This window comes from Marinomonas sp. (assembly GCF_965225885.1).
Taxonomy (GTDB): Bacteria; Pseudomonadota; Gammaproteobacteria; order Pseudomonadales; family Marinomonadaceae; genus Marinomonas.
On the sequence record NZ_OZ245329.1, the window covers coordinates 3,455,628 to 3,475,578 of the forward strand.

The 19,951-nt window shown below is 43.0% G+C and carries 16 protein-coding genes; 4 read left to right on the forward strand and 12 right to left on the reverse strand.

Going from position 1 to position 19,951, the window contains the following annotated elements:
- Positions 1–77: 77 nt before the first annotated feature.
- The 7 genes from lpdA to sdhC form a co-directional block, all read right to left on the reverse strand.
- Positions 78–1,517, reverse strand: coding sequence for a dihydrolipoyl dehydrogenase (gene lpdA, locus ACO05V_RS16455; RefSeq protein WP_421853909.1), 1,440 nt, complete (start codon positions 1,515–1,517; stop codon positions 78–80).
- Between the two features lie 85 nt (positions 1,518–1,602).
- Positions 1,603–3,132: a 2-oxoglutarate dehydrogenase complex dihydrolipoyllysine-residue succinyltransferase gene (gene odhB / locus ACO05V_RS16460; RefSeq protein ID WP_421853912.1), complete on the reverse strand. Its 1,530-nt coding sequence runs from the start codon at positions 3,130–3,132 to the stop codon at positions 1,603–1,605.
- Between the two features lie 33 nt (positions 3,133–3,165).
- A complete protein-coding gene (locus tag ACO05V_RS16465) occupies positions 3,166–6,003 on the reverse strand; it encodes a 2-oxoglutarate dehydrogenase E1 component (protein ID WP_421853915.1) in 2,838 nt (945 codons plus the stop codon).
- Positions 6,004–6,379: 376 nt separating this feature from the next.
- Positions 6,380–7,084 (reverse strand): succinate dehydrogenase iron-sulfur subunit, encoded by a 705-nt coding sequence (locus ACO05V_RS16470; protein WP_421853918.1) that lies wholly within the window; start codon positions 7,082–7,084, stop codon positions 6,380–6,382.
- A 12-nt stretch (positions 7,085–7,096) separates the two neighbouring features.
- Entirely contained in the window at positions 7,097–8,869 is a 1,773-nt protein-coding gene (gene sdhA / locus ACO05V_RS16475) for a succinate dehydrogenase flavoprotein subunit (RefSeq protein WP_421853921.1), read from the reverse strand.
- A 3-nt stretch (positions 8,870–8,872) separates the two neighbouring features.
- Positions 8,873–9,220: a succinate dehydrogenase, hydrophobic membrane anchor protein gene (gene sdhD, locus ACO05V_RS16480; RefSeq protein ID WP_111606188.1), complete on the reverse strand. Its 348-nt coding sequence runs from the start codon at positions 9,218–9,220 to the stop codon at positions 8,873–8,875.
- Entirely contained in the window at positions 9,214–9,591 is a 378-nt protein-coding gene (gene sdhC, locus ACO05V_RS16485; protein ID WP_421853925.1) for a succinate dehydrogenase, cytochrome b556 subunit, read from the reverse strand. The genes sdhD and sdhC overlap by 7 nt, the downstream gene beginning before the upstream one ends.
- A 570-nt stretch (positions 9,592–10,161) precedes the next feature.
- Here sdhC and gltA point away from each other — a divergent pair.
- Positions 10,162–11,445, forward strand: coding sequence for a citrate synthase (gene gltA / locus ACO05V_RS16490; protein WP_421853928.1), 1,284 nt, complete (start codon positions 10,162–10,164; stop codon positions 11,443–11,445).
- A gap of 82 nt (positions 11,446–11,527) precedes the next feature.
- On the opposite strand, the gene ACO05V_RS16495 is transcribed toward gltA, so the two are convergent.
- Together ACO05V_RS16495 and ACO05V_RS16500 are read right to left on the reverse strand one after the other, a co-directional pair.
- A complete protein-coding gene (locus ACO05V_RS16495; RefSeq protein WP_421853931.1) occupies positions 11,528–11,758 on the reverse strand; it encodes a hypothetical protein in 231 nt (76 codons plus the stop codon).
- A complete protein-coding gene (locus tag ACO05V_RS16500; RefSeq protein WP_421853934.1) occupies positions 11,759–12,844 on the reverse strand; it encodes a DUF2066 domain-containing protein in 1,086 nt (361 codons plus the stop codon).
- A gap of 116 nt (positions 12,845–12,960) precedes the next feature.
- Here ACO05V_RS16500 and purM point away from each other — a divergent pair, with 116 nt between their 5' ends.
- Genes purM through ACO05V_RS16515 form a run of 3 tightly spaced genes read left to right on the forward strand, consistent with a single transcriptional unit; the run spans position 12,961 to position 15,417 of the window.
- A complete protein-coding gene (gene purM, locus ACO05V_RS16505; protein WP_421853937.1) occupies positions 12,961–14,019 on the forward strand; it encodes a phosphoribosylformylglycinamidine cyclo-ligase in 1,059 nt (352 codons plus the stop codon).
- Complete coding sequence (purN, locus tag ACO05V_RS16510; protein ID WP_421853940.1) at positions 14,016–14,669, forward strand: phosphoribosylglycinamide formyltransferase; 654 nt, start codon at positions 14,016–14,018, stop codon at positions 14,667–14,669. The genes purM and purN overlap by 4 nt, the downstream gene beginning before the upstream one ends.
- A 13-nt stretch (positions 14,670–14,682) precedes the next feature.
- Positions 14,683–15,417: a DUF3108 domain-containing protein gene (locus tag ACO05V_RS16515; protein WP_421853943.1), complete on the forward strand. Its 735-nt coding sequence runs from the start codon at positions 14,683–14,685 to the stop codon at positions 15,415–15,417.
- A 19-nt stretch (positions 15,418–15,436) separates the two neighbouring features.
- On the opposite strand, the gene mobA is transcribed toward ACO05V_RS16515, so the two are convergent.
- Genes mobA through ACO05V_RS16530 form a run of 3 tightly spaced genes read right to left on the reverse strand, consistent with a single transcriptional unit; the run spans position 15,437 to position 19,769 of the window.
- Positions 15,437–16,012, reverse strand: coding sequence for a molybdenum cofactor guanylyltransferase (gene mobA, locus ACO05V_RS16520; RefSeq protein WP_421853945.1), 576 nt, complete (start codon positions 16,010–16,012; stop codon positions 15,437–15,439).
- A 14-nt stretch (positions 16,013–16,026) separates the two neighbouring features.
- Positions 16,027–17,073: a glycosyl transferase family protein gene (locus ACO05V_RS16525; RefSeq protein WP_421853948.1), complete on the reverse strand. Its 1,047-nt coding sequence runs from the start codon at positions 17,071–17,073 to the stop codon at positions 16,027–16,029.
- Positions 17,070–19,769: a molybdopterin-dependent oxidoreductase gene (locus tag ACO05V_RS16530; protein ID WP_421853951.1), complete on the reverse strand. Its 2,700-nt coding sequence runs from the start codon at positions 19,767–19,769 to the stop codon at positions 17,070–17,072. Before ACO05V_RS16530 ends, ACO05V_RS16525 begins: the two co-directional genes overlap by 4 nt.
- Positions 19,770–19,951: the final 182 nt, after the last annotated feature.

The window sequence follows — 19,951 nt, forward strand, 5'->3', positions numbered from 1 at the left end:
CGCTCATCTGAATGATTGACATAAGCTCTGTCCGTTAAGACAGAAATTGCCGGCTCGAAGCCGGCAAATCTAATTTATTAACGCTTTTTACGGTTTGCGATATGGATCGCGTGGTTATCTACCGCTAGCGCTGCTTCATGAACTGCTTCACTTACTGTTGGGTGAGCAAAGACAGTCAAAGCAATATCTTCTGCTGTAGAACCGAATTCCATTGCAATAACCGCTTGCGCGATCAAATCAGCCGCATGACCACCAATAATATGGCAACCTAAAATACGGTCAGTTTCTTCACAAGCAATCATCTTAACGAAACCATCAGTGTCATTAGCCGCCATAGCACGGCCAGACGCTGCAAATGGGAATTTACCCACTTTATACTTTACACCTTCTGCCTTTAGCTCTTGCTCATTTTTACCAACCCAAGCGAGTTCTGGGTGAGTATAAATAACAGACGGAATGCAGTCATAATTCATTTGTGCTTTATGGCCAGCGATAATATCAGCAACCATCACACCTTCTTCTGACGCTTTGTGAGCCAACATAGGACCACGAACGATATCACCAATTGCGTATACGCCTGGAACAGAAGTACGGCACTGCTCGTCTACAAAGACAAAACCACGCTCATCCAGTTTCACACCAGAGTCTTCAGAGAAACAACCTTGAGTAAATGGCTTACGACCAACAGCAACAATTAACTTATCAAATGTTTGCTTCTGCTCTTCACCTTTCGCATCAAGGTAAGTGACTTCAACTTCTTCACCATTAATTTGGCTACCAGTAACACGAGCGCCAAGACGAATATCCAGATCTTGTTTCTTGAAGATTTTAGCCGCTTCTTTAGCAAGGTCTTGGTCACAAAGGCTTAGGAAAGAGTCTTGTGCTTCAAGCACAACAACTTCAGAACCTAGACGGGCCCAGACAGAACCAAGCTCTAGACCGATAACGCCAGCACCGATAACGCCAAGACGTTTTGGTACTGCGCGGAAATCAAGAGCACCTTCGTTATCAACTATGATATCGCCAGTACGAGGAGCCGGTGGAATGTTAACTGGCACAGAACCCGTCGCTAGAATAACGTTTTCAGTTTCAATAACAGTCACAGTGCCGTCATGCGCAGTAAATTCTACTTTTTTGTTCGCTAGAACTTTACCAAAACCTTCAAAGCTGGTTACGCCATTTGCTTTGAAAAGACCAGTGATACCACTTGTCAATTGATCTACGATTTTGTCTTTACGATCAACCATAGTATCAACATTCATAGCGACATCTTTCATACTAATACCATGTATGCCAAAAGCGTCTTTTGCATCATGGTATTTTTGTGAAGAATCTAACAGTGCTTTAGAAGGAATACAGCCAACGTTCAAACAAGTTCCGCCAAGGCGAGGCTTGCTATCTTTGTCTAACCATTTTTCGATACAGGCTGTTTTCAAACCTAACTGAGCAGCTCGGATAGCAGCGACATAACCGCCAGGGCCGCCACCAATTACAACAACATCAAATTTATCAGACATAAGAGGTCCCATTTTTCAGTCAAGCTGAGCAGCACATACAGTGCCCCTCAGCATTCAATTCATACAAAATAGTTGGTACGAATACTTAGATTTCAAGTAAAAGACGTGCTGGGTCTTCAAGCAAGTCTTTGATCGTTACCAAGAATTGTACGGCTTCTTTGCCGTCAATCATACGGTGATCATAAGACAAGGCCAAATACATCATTGGCTGAATCACAACTTGACCATTAACAGCCATTGGGCGTTCTTGGATTTTATGCATACCCAAGATACCCGTTTGCGGTGGATTAATGATTGGTGTAGATAGCAAAGAACCGAAAGTACCACCATTAGTAATAGTGAAAGTACCACCTTGCATGTCATCCATACCTAGTTTGCCATCTCGGCCACGAAGTGCGAAGTCCATGATTGCTGACTCGATATCCGCAAGTCCCATCGCCTCAGTATTACGAAGAACTGGAACCATCAAACCACGATCAGTAGAAACAGCAACACCGATATCTTGGTAACCATGGTAAACCATGTCATTGCCATCAATAGATGCGTTTACAGCAGGGAAACGCTTAAGAGCTTCAGTCGCCGCTTTCACGAAGAAAGACATGAAACCAAGCTTAGTACCGTTATGAGCCTTGATAAACTCATCTTTGTACTTTTTACGAAGTTCCATGATTGGACCCATGTTCACTTCGTTGTAAGTCGTCAATAGAGCGGCTGTTTGCTGAGCTTCAACCAAACGCTTAGCAATCGTCGCGCGAAGACGCGTCATAGGAACACGTTTTTCGATGCGACCTTCAGCGCCTAGTGCAGCCATTGGTGCAGCGGCAGCTTTAGGAGCTGGTGCAGAAGTGGCTTTTGCAGGAGCGGCAGCAGGAGAAGATGATTTTGCTTTAACAGCAGCGTCAACATCTTCTTTAGTAATACGACCGCCTTTGCCTGTGCCCTTAACTTGAGCAACAGTTAGACCAGCTTCAGAAAGTGCTTTGCGAGCAGCAGGACCGGCAACACCGTCTTCCTCTGCGTCAGAAGCAGAAGTAGACGCTGCTGGAGCAGATGCCGCTTCAGAGCCAGATGCTCCTACCAAGAAGTTAGCAAGAACTTCATCGCTAAGAACAGTATCGCCTTCGTTTTTCAAGATTTCGCCGATCACGCCATCAGCAGGCGCCACAACTTCTAGAACAACTTTATCGGTTTCGATATCAACAATATGATCATCACGTGTACAAGCTTCGCCTGGTTGTTTGTACCAAGTAGCAACCGTACCATCAGCAACAGATTCAGGGAAAGTTGGCGCTTTAATTTGAACGGTTTCTTTTGAAGAAGAAGCAGCTGCAGGGGCTGCTGCTTTTTCAGCTGGAGCTGGAGCAGCAGAAGCGGCTGCACCAGATTCAAAAATAGCCAAAACCTCATCGCTCAATACGATGTCGCCTTCCGCTTTTAAAATTTCTTTTAGCACACCATCTGCAGGTGCAACGACTTCTAAGACAACTTTATCTGTCTCGATATCTACAATGTGCTCATCACGTGCACAGGCTTCGCCTGGCTGTTTGTACCAAGTAGCAACGGTGCCGTCTGCTACAGATTCTGGAAAAGTAGGTGCTTTAATTTCAATGCTCATTTTATACCCTTATCTCTCTGACAGGCTATGGTACTAACCAACTAATGCGTCGTTGACCAGCGCTTCTTGTTCTTCAACATGGATAGACATGTAACCAGCCGCTGGTGCAGCAGACGAAATTCGACCTGCAAAGCGGATTTTCAACTCTGGATACAATTTTTCCAATACTCGATTCATACGGTGACGATTGGCATGCCAAGCACCTTGGTTTTTCGGCTCTTCTTGACACCAAACCAAACTCTCAACATTTTTGTACTGTTCTAACTCAGACTCAAGGTCAGCGTATGGGAACGGATACAATTGCTCCAAACGAATCACAGCAACATCATCTTTTTGTAGCTCTTCACGACGATTAATCAAGTCGAAATAAACCTTACCGCTACATAGGACAATACGTTTCACTTTATCCGCAGTAACTGTTTCAGATGATTCTGGTAGGACCGTTTTAAAGCTTCCTTCCGCCAAGTCTTCTAGTGTCGAAATCGCTTGTTTATGACGCAACAAACTCTTAGGAGACATGATGATAAGCGGACGACGCATTGGACGAATCGCTTGACGACGAATGATATGGAAAATTTGTGACGGTGTAGTCGGCACACAAACCTGAATATTATATTCAGCACAAAGCTGCAAGAAGCGCTCTAGTCGTGCTGATGAATGCTCAGGACCTTGACCTTCATAACCGTGTGGCAACAACATAGTCAAACCACATAAGCGACCCCATTTGTGCTCGCCACTGGTGATAAATTGGTCAATAACAACCTGTGCACCGTTGGCAAAGTCACCAAACTGCGCCTCCCAAATAACCAAACCTTTCGGTGAAGTACTTGCGTAACCATATTCAAAGGCCAATACCGCTTCTTCTGAAAGGTAAGAGTCATAAAGATCTAGTGTAGGCTGATCTTCAGACAAATGTTTCAGTGGAATATAAGTACTACCATCTTTTTGACTATGAATGACCGCATGACGATGCGAGAAAGTACCGCGACCAGAATCCTGACCCGTAATACGAATCGGATAACCCTGCTCAAGCAAAGTTGCAAACGCCAATGTTTCTGCGTAACCCCAGTTTAGAGGCAAAGCACCTGCTGTCATTTTGTCACGATCTTGATAAATCTTTTGAACTTGACGCTGAACAACCACACCATCAGGAATACTCGTTAATTTCTTAGCGACTTCCTGTAATTTAGCCAATGGATATGTCGTATCACCTGCATCAGTCCATTCAACACCAAGATAAGGCTTCCAATCGACAAATGAGCCAGTTTGGGATTCAAGAACAAGGCTTTTCGCAACATGGCGAGCATTGTCTAAATCCTCACGGTTCTCACTGACCATTTGGTCTGATTTTTCTTGCGTAACAACAGACTCTGCAACCAAACGCTCTGAGTAAAGAGTACGAGTCGTTTTTAAGTTATTAATAACGCTGTACATCAATGGCTGAGTACCAGAAGGCTCATCCGTTTCGTTATGACCACGACGACGGTAACAAACCATGTCAATCACAACATCACGGCCGAATTCATAACGGTAGTCTAATGCCAGCTGAGTAACAAACAATACCGCTTCTGGATCATCACCATTAACATGGAAGATAGGCGCTTGAATGATTTTAGCAACATCTGTCGCATATTCAGTAGAACGCGAGTCTTCTTGACGGTTGGTAGTAAAGCCAACTTGGTTGTTGATAACGATATGAACCGTACCACCAGTGCGATAAGCGCGAGCTTGGGACATCTGAAATGTCTCCATAACCACACCTTGACCAGCAAAAGCAGCATCACCATGAATCGAGATAGGAACAACGGTTTTACCTGTTGTGTCTTTACGACGATCTTGGCGAGCTCGAACAGACCCTTCAACTACAGGAGAAACGATTTCTAAGTGAGACGGGTTGAAAGAAAGGGCAATATGAACTTCGCCACCCGCCGTCATCACATTAGAAGAGAAACCTTGGTGATATTTAACGTCACCTGAAGTGTTAACTAGTTTTTTACCTTCAAACTCATCAAATAAGTCTTTCGGGTTTTTGCCTAGCGTATTAACCAATACGTTTAAACGGCCACGGTGAGCCATACCGATCACAACTTCTTTCGCACCAAGTGCGCCAGAACGTTGAATCAATTCATTCACCATAGGTATCAAACTCTCGCCACCCTCAAGACCAAAACGTTTAGCACCTGGGTAACGGCTAGCAAGATATTTCTCTAAGCCTTCTGCCGCAGTCAAACGCTCAAGTAGGTTTTCGCGAGTTTCTTGTGAATATTCTGGATGAGATCGAACTGATTCTACACGCTGTTGAAGCCACGCTTTTTCCTGCGTATCAACAATGTGCATAAATTCATAACCTATGCTTCCGCAATAAGTTTTTTCAAGCTCAGATACAATCTCACTTAATTTCAAAGAGTCTTTATTAAAGAACAAAGAACCTACATTGAATTTTGTATCTAAATCAGCACCTGTTAATTGATGGTAACCAATATCTAGGTCGGCAACTTTTTCTCGTTTTTGCAATCCAAGCGGATCAAGTGTCGCATGTTGATGCCCGCGTACGCGATAGGCATTAATCAGCTGTAACACATTAATTTGTTTCTGCTCATGTTGAGAACTAGCCACTTGGCCTGTAGAAACAGGCATAGAGCGAAACTTATTCTTACCAATCTGCAAAAACTGCTCTTGAATCACCGAATGAGGAAGATCAGTTGATTGCGCTTCACTTACGCGAGGCAATTGATCAAAACATTTACGCCATTCTTCCGATACTGAGTTCGGATCGACGAGGTAGCTTTCAAACAACCCTTCAACATATTCCAAGTTTCCACCTGAAAAATGAGAGGTGCTCCACAGCAACTCCATTAAACTTTCGTGCATTCTCGATCACCCTTATGTTCGAGCCAGCTACCGGGGTCCCGGTATCAATCTATGATTAAGATTGATCATTTTATCAGGCCCGTAAGGCTATTAAAGCCTCGATTTTTTGTTTATTTCCAGCTACTTTTCGCCCTTTTACGTTCAATACTAAACCACTAAAAGAATTTCAATTAGCTAAACAAAATTCTTTGAATCCATAATCACTGAGTTAGTGGTTTTTCTTAGTGCATCCTTGCTCGTAAAGATCGAATTTTAAATTCTTTTTGTTACATTCTCTACATTAGAATATGCAAAAACGGCGGCATTGAATCAATATTCAAGCCGCCTACTTTCGGTAGTCACATCAAAACTTCATTATGGACCACACGGAGCATTATTAAGTCGCTCTCTGCAAAAGCATAGTACGAATATTACCAATGGCCTTAGTAGGATTTAATCCCTTAGGACAAACGTTCACACAGTTCATGATACCGTGACAACGGAAAACGCTAAATGGATCATCTAGATCACTAAGACGTTCTTGGGTTGCTGTATCACGACTATCCGCCAAGAAACGATAGGCCTGCAACAAACCTGATGGCCCAACAAACTTATCTGGATTCCACCAGAAAGATGGGCAAGCTGTTGAACAGCAAGCACATAAGATACATTCGTAAAGACCGTCAAGCTTTTCACGCTCTTCAGGGCTTTGCAAGCGCTCAATTGCTGGCGAAGGCGCATCATTGATCAAAAATGGGCGAATTTTCTCATATTGCTTATAGAATTGCCCCATATCTACAACAAGATCACGAACCACAGGCAAACCAGGAAGTGGACGTAATACCAACTTACCTTTTTTAACCGCTTCAGAAACAGGCGTAATACAAGCCAAGCCATTCTTACCTGACATATTCATACCGTCAGACCCACAAACACCTTCACGGCATGAGCGACGGTAGGAGATACTAGGATCTTGAGCCTTCAACAAGTTTAAAACATCAAGCACCATTAGGTCTTTACCTTCTGGCAACTCAATTTCGTAATCCTGCATATAAGGAGCGTCGTCCTTCTCAGGATTGTAGCGATAAATACTAACTAACATTGACACAACTCCTTAGTATGAACGAATTTTAGGTGGGAAAGCTTCCATAGTTTTTGGCGCAAAATTCACATCACGCTTAGTCACTTTCTTATCAGCTGGGTGGAACAAAGAATGTTTCAACCAGTTTTCATCGTCACGTTCAGTAAAGTCATTACGAGCATGCGCACCACGACTTTCCTTACGAAATTCAGCAGGGATAGCAGTAGCCTCAGCAACTTCCAACAAGTTCTCAAGTTCAAGCGCTTCAATACGAGCCGTGTTAAATGCTTGACTCTTATCTTCAAGATACAAATTTTCAACACGAGTACGAATATCTTTAAGTTGAGCCAAACCTTTTTGCATTGCTTCACCATCACGGAATACACCGAAGTAAAGCTGCATTACACGTTGAAGATCTGCACGAACAGCAGCGACACTTTCACCACCTGTTGAGTTATTCAAGCGATTCAGACGAACCAATGCTTTCTCAACATCAGTATCTGCAGCATCTAATGACTCAAAACCTTCATCTAAAGATTTTTTAACCTGAATACCAACAGCACGCCCAAATACAACCAAATCAAGCAACGAGTTACCACCAAGGCGGTTTGCACCGTGTACAGATACACATGCAGCCTCACCACAAGCGTAAAGACCATCAATAATGGTATCTTCACCGGCTTCGTTAATTTTAATGGCTTGACCACCAATATTCGTTGGAATACCACCCATCATGTAGTGACAAGTAGGGATAACTGGAATTGGCTCTTTAACTGGATCAACGTGAGCAAAAGTACGAGAAAGCTCAAGGATACCAGGAAGACGTTTATTCAACGTTTCTTCACCTAGATGATCCAATTTAAGCAATACGTGATCGCCATCAGGACCGCAACCACGACCTTCCAAAATTTCAAGAACCATTGAGCGAGCAACCACATCACGACCAGCAAGGTCTTTCGCGTTAGGAGCATAACGCTCCATGAAGCGTTCACCGTCTTTATTAATTAGGTAACCACCTTCACCACGACAACCTTCCGTTACAAGCGTACCCGCACCGTAGATACCCGTTGGGTGAAATTGCCACATTTCCATATCTTGCATAGGGAAGCCTGCACGTAATGCCATACCCACACCGTCACCTGTATTAATGTGAGCATTGGTAGTAGATTGGTAAATACGACCTGCACCGCCAGTCGCGATAACCGTTGCCTTAGCCTTGAGGTAAACGGTTTCACCATCTTCGATACAGATTGCAATAACACCGACAACCGCACCTTCACTATTCTTCACAAGATCAGTTGCATACCATTCGTTCAAGAATGTCGTGCCGCCTTTAAGGTTACCCTGATAAAGCGTATGAAGAAGAGCATGACCTGTACGGTCAGCGGCCGCACAAGTACGAGCAGCCTGACCACCTTTACCAAAGTCTTTAGACTGACCGCCGAATGGGCGCTGGTAAATACGACCTTGCTCTGTACGAGAAAATGGAAGCCCCATGTGTTCAAGTTCAAAAACTGCCTGAGGACCAACAGAACACATGTATTCAATTGCATCTTGGTCACCTATGTAATCTGACCCCTTTACGGTGTCATACATGTGCCAGCGCCAATCATCATTTGGATCATCACTCGCAATAGCACAAGTAATACCGCCTTGAGCAGATACTGTGTGCGAACGAGTCGGAAAAACTTTTGTAACACATGCGGTATTCAAACCAGATTCAGTTAACTGAAGCGCTGCACGCATACCTGCGCCACCACCACCGATAACAATGGCATCAAAAGAAATAGTACGAATATTTGCCATTACTTATAGCCCCCAAAGAACCTGAACACCCCATACGATGTAAATAAACATTACAAGACCGCATAGAGATTGAAAAAAGAAACGAGCACCAGTTGCTTTGATATAGTCAGTAGAAATGGACCACAAACCAATCCAAGAGTGCATACCAATAGACAAAAGCACCATCAAGCTGAAAATGCGCATCCATGTCGCTTCAAACAAAGCACTCCACTGGTCATATGTAAGATCAGGATTAAGCAGCAAATAACCGATAATGAAAACTGTGTATAAAGACAATACAACAGCTGAAACTCGCTGCATCATCCAGTCATAAAGGCCTGAGCGACCAAAGCTTGTGATTTGAGTTACCATATCCATACTCCTGCTAACACAATAAGAACAGCAGCAATCGCAATGTTTGCGATAGCAGCACTACGTCCGCTTTCTAGCTCTTCAAAATACCCCATATCCATAAACAAGTGTTTAACACCTGCTACGAAGTGGTACATCAGTGCAGAAACAACTCCCCAAATAACAAACTTCACAAGAAAGTTAGTTTGTAGAGCATTAACCACCTGATCAAAACCTTCTTGAGATTCTAAGGAAAGATCGAACGCATAAAACAAGAAAGCCAATCCTACAAAAAGGATGATTCCTGTTACACGGTGAAGAATAGACACGATTGCTGTGACGGGCATCGATATCGTTGTAATATCAAGGTTGACTGGTCTTTTTTTATTCACGACTTTTTACACCATTTTATCGATTGAATGGTCAATCACGACCCAATGTCTATACGTGACGTCATATACTTTTTAAAAAGTAACGCTGTCATGTCATAGGCCTGCTTTGAAAATCGCATCGATTTGCCAACAAATGTTTAAAAGCGACTTTCTTTTATACATAAGCATCAGCAAATCAATGAAATCGTCTGAGGCGCAATTATAGACCAGCCAAAAATACTAAGACAAATAGACTGAACAAGAGGTTTTCAATGATCACCATTCAGCAAATGAATGTAACCATAAGCTGAAACAATAATGGTATAAAATTACATGAATTATCACTGTAAAAAATAACAAAAAAACCTTATATTTCAAACAGATAACCAAATAAATTCATTATCTTGACTTTATACTATATTATGTTTTTGTCAGATAATTACAAGATTACGCACCACAATGTAAATAGAGTGCAAATGAACAAGATTGACTTTTATAGTCTAGAGACAGTATTTTTTCCGCACCTTCTGGGCTAGATAGAGTCAAATAATAACTTAATAGTCCCGAATCAGAATACGAAGGAGACCATAAATGGCTGATAAAAAAGCGACACTCAAAGTGGACGGAATCGATAAAACCATCGAACTTCCAGTTCTTTCAGGTACTTTAGGTACAGACGTTATCGACGTTCGAGGCCTAGGTGCTAACGGTGTATTCACCTATGACCCAGGCTTTATGTCTACTGGCTCTTGTGAATCCTCTATTACTTTTATAGATGGCGACGCTGGAATCCTTTTGCATCGTGGCTACCCAATTGCCCAACTTGCAGAACACTCAGATTACTTGGAAACGTGCTATCTACTACTTTACGGGGAGCTTCCTGATAAAGAGCAAAAAGTAGAATTTGAAAAAACGGTTGGCAAACACACCATGGTGAACCAATCAATGCACAAATTCATTGAAGGCTTTAGAAATGACGCTCACCCTATGGCCATTATGTGCGGCCTAGTGGGTGCATTGTCAGCTTTCTATCAAGATCACATGGATATCACTAATCCTAAGCATCGTGAAATAGCGGCTTTTCGCCTAATTTCTAAAATGCCTACACTGGCATCCATCTGTTACAAGTACTCTAAAGATCAGCCAGTCATGTATCCACGTAACGACCTATCTTATGCTGAAAACTTCTTGTACATGATGTTTGCAACCCCTTGTGAAGACTATGTAGTCAACCCTGTTTTTGCCAAAGCAATGGATAAAATTTTCATCCTCCATGCTGATCACGAACAAAACGCTTCTACATCGACTGTACGTTTGGCCGGCTCTTCTGGTGCAAACCCATTTGCTTGTATTGCTGCGGGTATTGCAACGCTTTGGGGGCCTGCTCATGGTGGCGCAAACGAAGCAGTACTGACTATGCTTGAAGAGATTGGTGACGTTGAAAATATCGACGAATACATCGCAAAAGCAAAAGATAAAAACGACCCATTCAGACTGATGGGCTTCGGTCATCGCGTCTATAAAAACTTTGATCCTCGCGCAAAAGTTATGCGCGAAACTTGCGATCAAGTATTGGCTGAATTGGGACAATCCAATGATCCATTGCTAAAAATCGCAAAACGCCTTGAACAGATTGCCCTAGAAGATCCTTATTTTGTAGAGCGTAAACTTTACCCTAATGTGGACTTCTATTCCGGCATCATCATGAAGGCAATCGGCATCCCGACCAGTATGTTCACTGTAATTTTTGCTATGTCTCGTACCATTGGTTGGATTTCTCATTGGAACGAAATGATCAGCGGGCCATATAAAATTGGCCGTCCTCGCCAATTGTATGTCGGTCAACCTGAACGCGATTACCCTACTGAAAAATAATTCCTTAGGTTGATACAAAAAAACCGCGCTATATTTATATAACGCGGTTTTTTTATGGACCGATTTTTGATAACGCTCAGCGCTACTCTTCGTCATCCTCAACGATTTCAGTCACAGTTGAATTGCCACACTTTACACAATCCCCTTCTATCCACACCCTATCTTTGCTCTCAAACTCTTTAGGATTGGTCATACCTAAATCCACTTCCGTACAGTGATTACACCAAGTTTGTGCTAAAAAATCATCTTGCTCTTCCACTGGACGAGCAAAAAAATCTCGCTCTACAACTGTTTCATCCAATAGATCTGTCATTTAATTCACTCCACTATATTGGTAGGATACAACTCGGTTTGCGTCAGGGTCTAAAGCGTTTAACGGCGCACTAATTAACAAACGACTTAACGATATGCTGTTAAATAGCTTTTGCTTATCGCCGTCGATTTCAATCGAAAACTCTACTTTTTCACCGCTAACCCGAACCAATGTCACATCACGAACCACGCCAATACTTTCGAAATAAGCCTGAACCTTACTCATAATGCTGTAGTTTGTTACACCCACTACTTGTACATTCAATTTGCTAGCAGAAACACTATTGCGCACCGAAGCATAGCGAGAAGAAAATACTTTTGCCAAATCAGCGCTTGCCTGATCAATTAAGTCATTAAGCGTTTCGCCACGTAAAACAAATCTCTCTGTTTCACCATTTTTTAATAGTACCAATAAGTTACCACCAATTTGCCCCGCATAATTACTGATTCTCAACGCGGCAACGGAATCAGTCTGATAACGCTTACTAGCATTCAAAATACTGTCTTCAAAGAATCCCCAGACATCAGACGCTGCGAGACTCCTTTTATCAACATCATCAAGCAAAGGCGCGTAAATAGGCACACCAATTTTACTTGCCGATTGCGCTAATTTGTTTAATGCCTCAGATGGTTCTTTTGAACCCGACAAATCTCTAACGCCCTTATTTTCATTTACCAACCAAACCAAAACAGAGGGTCGATTATCCCCCCAAACTGGCAAGTTATTCTGCGATAAAAAACCATCAATGGATTCTTGATAGAAAGTGACTTTAACTTGCTTACCCGGAACCAACCCATCATCAGAAGGCAACAACTCACTGAGCGATGCAACAGAATGCTGTGCTACCCAAGTTGATGCTTTCTTTTTAGCTTGCTCTAACAAATCACCAGTGATGGCGTTTTTATCACCAGATACCTTTATCAGCACATCTTCAGCAGCCAAACCAAATGCCTCATTTAACATTTGTGCCTCTGATTGTGTTACTGGCAAATTAATTTCAGCACTATAAAGCCCCTGAATTGGAACTGCATTGACCGACGAAATACAAAAAACACTAATAAGTAATAAAAATATACGAGAATTCATAACCCTTCCTTCGTTTATTTGCCTATTCTACTGTCTTAATTGCAAAGAACCATAGCCCTAATGCGCCACTATGCTAAAATGCCTTTTTTTCCTCGTACCATGATAAGGCATAGGCAATGACCAAGTCGGATAAACCATCCATTAGTTATAAAGACGCAGGCGTTGATATCAACGCTGGCAATCAACTTGTTGAACGTATTAAAGGCGTAAGCAAAAAAACTCGTCGCCCTGAAGTAATGGGTGGTCTGGGTGGATTTGGTGCTTTGACACGTCTTCCAACAAAATACAAAAAACCTATTCTTGTTTCTGGCACTGATGGTGTTGGTACTAAGCTTCGTTTAGCAATGGACCTTAACCAACATGACACCATTGGTATCGACCTAGTCGCCATGTGTGTTAACGATCTAGTAGTAGCAGGCGCTGAGCCACTATTATTCCTAGATTATTACGCAACTGGCAAGCTGGATATTGATGTGGCTGCAAACGTTGTAACTGGCATTGGTGAAGGCTGTCTACAAGCAGGTTGTGCGCTTGTTGGTGGTGAAACTGCCGAAATGCCTGGCATGTACCACGACGGCGATTACGATCTAGCTGGCTTTTGTGTTGGCGTGGTTGAAGAAGAAAACATTATTGACGGCAGCAAAGTTAAAGCTGGCGACAAATTGATTGCACTAGGTTCATCTGGCCCGCATTCAAACGGCTACTCACTTATTCGCAAAATCCTTGAAGTAAGCAAAGCGGATCTTAATCAAGATATCGACGGCATTGCTTTAAAAAATGCGTTAATGGAACCAACCCGTATTTACGTCAAATCCATTCTTAAGCTAATGGAATCCATTTCTGTGAATGCTTTAGCGCACATTACTGGCGGCGGTTTACTTGAAAATATTCCTCGTGTTCTTCCTGAAGATGCAGCAGCTCGTATCGATGCAACAAGCTGGAAACGCCCAGCGGTGTTTGATTGGTTACAAGAACAAGGAAATGTTGAGCAAGAAGAGATGTACCGTGTTTTAAACTGCGGTGTCGGTATGGTACTTTCTATTGATGCGGACAAAGCAGACGAAGCACTTGCCATTCTAAAAGCAGAAGGTGAAAACGCTTGGATCATTGGTGACATTTGCCCTCGTAACAGCGGAAAAGAGGTTTTAATCTCTGATCTAGAGACGCAGGCATGAGTTTTCCGATCGTTGTCTTAATTTCTGGCAGCGGCAGTAACTTGCAAGCTTTGATTGATCAAAGCTTGCAAGGACAACTTGATGTCAAAATCTGCGCCGTAATCAGTAATAAAGCAGATGCTTATGGGTTAGAACGCGCCAAGTTAGCAGATATACCAACTCATACACTAGATCATAAGTTGTTTAATAGCAGAGAAGCGTTTGACGCTGAATTGCAAACAATCATTGATCAGTATGAACCAAAGCTGGTTGTTCTCGCAGGCTTCATGCGTATTTTAACTGAAACCTTTGCGAAACATTATGAAGGTAGAATGCTAAACATTCACCCTTCTTTGCTGCCTAAGTACAAAGGGCTAAATACGCATCAACGAGCCATCGATGCGGCAGAAAAAGAACATGGTGTATCAGTGCATTTTGTTAGCCCTGAATTGGACGCTGGCTCAGTTATTCTTCAAGCAAGCACCGAAATAGCAGAAGAAGATACAGCGGAGTCTTTAGCCAAAAAAGTTCACTCTCTAGAACATATTATTTACCCACTAGCAGTAAAATGGTTTAGTGAAGAAAGATTAACATTCCAAGAAGGAATAGCTTTGTTTGACAAGAAAGCCTTACCAGAAAGCGGCATTCTGTATAATCAAGCTCTATCATAAAGTAGGAGAAAGTATGAGAACTCGTAAAATCCAGATGTATTTAATGGTCATGTTAATGAGTCTTCCCATACTTTCTCTTTATTCGACGAAAGTAAGCGCTACATCACAGCAAGACAGTTTTTTGAAACCTTATTCAGCGGTTTACAGTACCGTTTGGAAGAAAGGCATCAGCCTAAAAGTTGAAGGTAAGCAAACTCTAACCAAACAGTCCGATAACCTATGGAAGTTTGTCTTCTCTGCCGACAGTTTAATTGCCTCCCTTGATGAATCCTCAACATTCCACGTCAAAGATCATCAAATCATTCCGTCTAAATACGAATATAGAAGCTCAGCGTTAGGTAACAAAAGAAGCGCGACATTAACCTTCGACTGGGAAAATAATCTCGTCCGCAACGACGTTAAAGACAAGCCTTGGAATCTTTCAATTCCCGTAAATACACTTGATAAGTTATCCATTCAACTCCAAGTCAGAGAAGATTTAAAGCAAGGAAAAAGTACCTTTGACTATCAAATTGCCGATGGAGGATACCTTAAAAACTGGCAGTTTAAACGCGATAAAATGGAAACTATTGATACCAAACTCGGCCGGGTTTCAGCCATTAAGGTTATTCGAACCGATAACCTAGAAGACGGCAAAAAAACCTCTTTTTGGTTTGCGCCAAAATTTGACTACCTTTTAGTCAAACTGGAACACAAAGAAGACGGTGAATCCTACCATTTAGACATAGATTCAGTAGAACCTCGCTAAACAACCTATAACTCCTGAATTAAGCCAACTGTTCAAGTGTATTTACATTAAGCAGTTCCAACTCTCCATCCCAATCTACGGACTGACAGCCAAACTTCTCATAAAATGCCATAACGCTAAAACGGTAATCACTTCCTAAAAAGAGCTTAAGTGAAGCGAAGGCTTCCGAAACTGGTAAAATGGCATGTAAAGGATGAGTCCCAAACGCATCACTTAAATAATAGATTTTCTCTGGTGACAACAAGCTGCTTTCTTTCAGTTTTGCAAAAGCCGCGCTACTAATGCGAGGCGTATCGCATGGCGAGACCAATAAATGTGAGGTTTTCGCAAAAGCTAAGCAAGTCAATAAACCAGACAAAGGCCCTTTTCCTTGATAAGCCTGCTCATCAGCAATTACGTCATAACCAAACTCTGCATAAGCTGCAAAATTTCGATTGGCATTAATAAACACCCTATCAGCCACCTGTTGCAAAGCTCGCCCTACCGACAAGGCCATTGGTTCCCCTTGAAACAACAGCAAACCTTTGTCCTGACGCGACATTCGCTCTGCTTTTCCACCCGCCAACACCGCCGCTGATAAAGATATAAACGCCATGCTATTTTCTCTTTCTACAAAACTGAATCAAAATACCATTTATCTCGTCTGGCCCAAATATCATCCGCCAAAACAAGACACTCTTCATGGGACGCCACACCATAGATAAGTCCTGCCACCGACGCAATGGTTTGTCGCACCGCTTGTTCACCAAATTGATCAAGCTGATCACCGCGCCAATGATCCGTCAATCGTGACAAGTCCAAATTGTCTTTTAAGCGTTTATGTTCTTTCTCAGCCTTTGGCCAATCTGACCAAGTCGCCATGCCATTTTGCCATTTACCCAAAGTCACATCTCGCTCAGGATTTATTTCCGCTTCACCATTACCGCCACGAAAGACCAACACAGACGTGTCACCCAACTGCTGACAAGCAGAAAGATGCAGCTGATCATAGCCACGATGAAATACACCATGAACACTATGATCGGCAAAGAATGGATTCATCACACGTACCACGGTATTCACCGGCGAACGCAAGCCCAACACATATTTAAGATCCATCATGCCACCTAAAAGTTCGTCGATTGATGTCAGAGACATATAAGCGAACTGTTTTTCATTAAGTTCTTGTTTCAGCTGATCTCTAGTATGGCAAACAACCAACCCCAATTGATTAATGGTGTGCTCCACATACATTCGATTTCCCCCCTGAAATGTATGTCCATGCATAACAATCTTCACGCCCGTATTGGCTAACGCGAGCGCAGCTAATAAAAACCAAGGCAATTCATTGCGTTTGCCAGCGTAAGCAGGCCAATCCAAATCGACTTTAATTCCTAAAGTTTCTTTGTTTGATAAGTGCTGTCTAGCCGCTTTAGTAAAACCAACCGTTTCTTCTACCGTCTCTTCACGTATTCGAATCAGCATCCAAAAAGCACCGGATTGTTCTGGCGCCACCTTACCTGACAACATCAAACTCATGGCATGCTCAGCTTCTTCCGCCGTCAAACTGCGTGCGCCTTTCTTTCCACGACCTAAGATTTTTACATATTGAGTGAAGTCATTACCCGTTCTGACTGCTGTACTAACTGCTGCGCTAATAGTCGCTCTGTCATTCATACTGATAACTCCGCCACAGTGGGAATAAATCGTTTTAATTCAGGAAGACAAGAGCCGCAGTTGGTGCCGCATTTTAGCTCGGCACCCAACGCATCAACAGAACAAACACCTGACGCAATCGCTTTTTCTATTTGCTTGCTGCCAACTTGATAACAAGAACAAATAATCTCACCTTTATCTTCAATGTTTGCTGGAGTGCTCACCAAAATAGCCAAACGATCTTGTATTGATAACAACGTATCTATCGCCAACTTAGAGATTAACCAATCAGCCATGATGGATTCAGGTTGCGGATGCATATACACAAGCAAGGTCAGTGTTTGATCAACCAACTTTGCCAATCGAATTTGCCCCGTCACTGGATTCAAATACTCCAACCACTCACCCCTTTCAGCCAAACCTTTACCCTGCTCTATATCTATTGCCTTCAAAGACGCTGGTGTTTGCCCTTTGGGCCAAACCACTTCGTAGTGATAGCCTTGCTCGGAAGGCACTTGGCACCAATATAGACAGTCAGATAATACAAGTGGTGCAGCCGAAACAATCACCCCATAACAAATATCTGTGACTGCTTCGAGCTGTACCTGGGCATGTTTCGACTCTGGCTGACCTGATAAGGGATCAACTACTTGCGGGATAAGATTCGATACCACAGACGCATTGGCAAATTGTTGAGTCCAATGAATAGGCGCAAATACATTGGCAAAGGCAACCGCTCGACTCAGTTTAGCTTTTAATAATACTTCTCCATACGGCGAAGTAAGACGTACCAAAGCTTTATCCTTGATATCAAACTGTTTCGCATCTTTGGGATGAATTTCCACATAAGGTTGTGCGGTATGCTTAGCCAAAGACGCTGCATCGCCCGTTCTTGTCATGGTGTGCCATTGATCGCGCACTCGCCCAGTATTTAAGGTAAAAGGCCATTCTTGTGAAGCTTGGTGCTTCGGCAAACTTGGCTTGATAGCAACAAATCGCGCTCGAGCATCTGGCGTGAAAAAACGCCCATCTTCGAACATGCGCTTGGTGCCTTCTGGTCGACCTTTTGGTACAGGCCATTGCACTGGCGTAAGAGCGTCATAATCTGCCTTGGTTATTTGACTAAAATGACCGATATCGAAATCACGTTTGCCATTGTTTTCAAACGCCGACAAAGCCGCATGTTCAGCAAAAATCTCATGAACATTTTGATAAGAAAACGCCGATTGAAAACCCAGATTTTTTGCGACTTCACAGATTGCCCACCAATCATGCTTGGCTTGCCCAGGTGCTGGTAATAAACCTCGCTGACGCGAAATACGTCGTTCTGAATTCGTTACCGTACCGTCTTTTTCACTCCAACCTGTGGCGGGAAATAAAACATCCGCCATAACGGTTGTATCCGTATGAGCCTTGCAATCACTAACAATCACTAACTCGCATTTTTCCAGCGCACGCCTGACTTGAGCGGTATCTGGTAAGCTCACCATAGGATTAGTCGACATAATCCAAACCACTTTGACCTTACCTTCCTCCATGGCCTGAAATAAGTCGACGGCTTTTAAACCGTCCTTTGTGGCCATATTCGGCGCTTGCCAAAAACGCTGCACCAAATCCTGTGCACCCGGTGTCGCAAAATCCATATGAGCGGCTAATTGATTGGCCAAACCGCCGACTTCTCGCCCACCCATGGCATTCGGCTGGCCCGTAATAGAAAAAGGTCCTGCTCCTTCTTTGCCAATACGCCCCGTGGCCAAATGACAATTAATAATCGCATTGCATTTATCAACACCTGACGAAGACTGATTCACCCCCTGAGAATAAAATGTGATTGTCTTTGCTGTGTCGCGCCACCAGCAGGCTAAACTTGTTAAATCTTGCTCACTAACAGCACAAAAATCAGCTGTAAAAGAGAGGCTCGGTGTCGATTCATTCGCTTGCGCTAAAGCAGCCTCAAATCCATTGGTGTGGTTCGCAATAAAGTCATCATCCAAAATGCCAGATTGAACAGAATCACTTAATAAAAAGGAAAAAATCGCCGCGTCGCTTCCTGGCTTAATCGCCAAATGCAAATCCGCAATATCGCAAGTCGCTGTTTCTCTTGGGTCAATCACCACCACTTTCATGTTAGGCCGTTGTTTTTTCGCGGCGGCAATGCGTTGATATAAAATGGGATGCGTCCAGGCTGCGTTTGACCCAACCATAATCAATAAATCACAGAGCTCTAGATCTTCATAATTACAAGGCACAGTGTCTGAGCCAAAAGCACACTTATAACCGACAACAGCAGACGCCATACACAGACGAGAATTGGTATCCACGTTGGCTGTGCCGATAAAACCTTTGGCCAGTTTATTTGCCACGTAATAATCTTCAGTGAGAATCTGACCAGAAAGATAAAAAGCGAAAGCATCGGGCCCATGATCTTTAATCACTTGAGCAATTTTCTCGCTCACTGTTTTAATAGCCGATTCCCAAGCAACAGGATGACCATCAACTATAGGTGTTATTAAGCGATCATCCGATTGAATGGTTTGCGCAAGACTGCTACCTTTCACACATAAACGACCAAAATTAGCCGGATGCTCCAAGTCACCAGACACAGGTGGAACGGCTTCACTTGCCGAATGTGGAAGAGTCAAATTTACGCCACACCCAACACCGCAATATGGACAGGTCGTTTTTACACTGGTTGCTGTCTTCATTGTTGTCGTCATGGACCTTCCTCGCGCTTTTAACTTTTTTAAAAACAAAAAAGGCCCAATCACTTTTCTAAAAAAGTGATTGGGCCTCGTTGCCTTTTGTAATACCTGTATGCTTTATGTGTAAGCCATCGTCGGTTTACGGTGCATCAGTAATCTATACAAAGCAATTAGTAAGCCAACTCTGAAAACACTTA

Coding starts and splice junctions, on each gene's coding strand:
- lpdA (WP_421853909.1), bottom strand. CDS start 1,517: ATGTCTGATAAATTTGATGTTGTTGTAATTGGTGGCGGCCCTGGCGGT.
- odhB (WP_421853912.1), bottom strand. CDS start 3,132: ATGAGCATTGAAATTAAAGCACCTACTTTTCCAGAATCTGTAGCAGAC.
- ACO05V_RS16465 (WP_421853915.1), bottom strand. CDS start 6,003: ATGCACGAAAGTTTAATGGAGTTGCTGTGGAGCACCTCTCATTTTTCA.
- ACO05V_RS16470 (WP_421853918.1), bottom strand. CDS start 7,084: ATGTTAGTTAGTATTTATCGCTACAATCCTGAGAAGGACGACGCTCCT.
- sdhA (WP_421853921.1), bottom strand. CDS start 8,869: ATGGCAAATATTCGTACTATTTCTTTTGATGCCATTGTTATCGGTGGT.
- sdhD (WP_111606188.1), bottom strand. CDS start 9,220: ATGGTAACTCAAATCACAAGCTTTGGTCGCTCAGGCCTTTATGACTGG.
- gltA (WP_421853928.1), top strand. CDS start 10,162: ATGGCTGATAAAAAAGCGACACTCAAAGTGGACGGAATCGATAAAACC.
- ACO05V_RS16495 (WP_421853931.1), bottom strand. CDS start 11,758: ATGACAGATCTATTGGATGAAACAGTTGTAGAGCGAGATTTTTTTGCT.
- ACO05V_RS16500 (WP_421853934.1), bottom strand. CDS start 12,844: ATGAATTCTCGTATATTTTTATTACTTATTAGTGTTTTTTGTATTTCG.
- purM (WP_421853937.1), top strand. CDS start 12,961: ATGACCAAGTCGGATAAACCATCCATTAGTTATAAAGACGCAGGCGTT.
- purN (WP_421853940.1), top strand. CDS start 14,016: ATGAGTTTTCCGATCGTTGTCTTAATTTCTGGCAGCGGCAGTAACTTG.
- ACO05V_RS16515 (WP_421853943.1), top strand. CDS start 14,683: ATGAGAACTCGTAAAATCCAGATGTATTTAATGGTCATGTTAATGAGT.
- mobA (WP_421853945.1), bottom strand. CDS start 16,012: ATGGCGTTTATATCTTTATCAGCGGCGGTGTTGGCGGGTGGAAAAGCA.
- ACO05V_RS16525 (WP_421853948.1), bottom strand. CDS start 17,073: ATGAATGACAGAGCGACTATTAGCGCAGCAGTTAGTACAGCAGTCAGA.
- ACO05V_RS16530 (WP_421853951.1), bottom strand. CDS start 19,769: ATGACGACAACAATGAAGACAGCAACCAGTGTAAAAACGACCTGTCCA.